The 304-nt window shown below is 52.6% G+C and carries 1 pseudogene; it reads left to right on the top strand.

Going from position 1 to position 304, the window contains the following annotated elements:
- Window positions 1–183 (top strand): annotated as a pseudogene (locus tag QN378_RS23365) (hypothetical protein); the annotation flags it as partial.
- Window positions 184–304: the final 121 nt, after the last annotated feature.

The following is a 304-nucleotide window of genomic DNA, read 5'->3' as shown; positions in this document are numbered from 1 at the left end:
CGACATCTCGACCCGACAACAGCTGAATACGACCGCAAGATTGGCCGCAATCCAAGGTTCTGGATCGATATGGACGATGCTACCTTCGAGCAAGAACTCTACGACATGCGCGGCAAGATCGATCAAATCGACACCTTCCAACGCCCGAACTTGATGGCGCGGTATGTGGAGTATGTGGATTGAGTCCCTTGAATACCGTGTGGGAAGAAACCCACCTATTTCCCGAAGCCAAGCCTATGGCGTACCGGCCGAAGCCCGATGGGATGGAAATATTCTTGCAAACACCTTGGGAAACGCTGGTTGA

Origin of the sequence: Pseudomonas sp. 10S5, from assembly GCF_035019745.1 — a bacterium.
In the GTDB taxonomy this organism is placed as follows: domain Bacteria; phylum Pseudomonadota; class Gammaproteobacteria; order Pseudomonadales; family Pseudomonadaceae; genus Aquipseudomonas.
The sequence above is the reverse complement of the archived record's forward strand: the minus strand, read 5'-3'. Positions and strand labels throughout refer to the sequence as shown.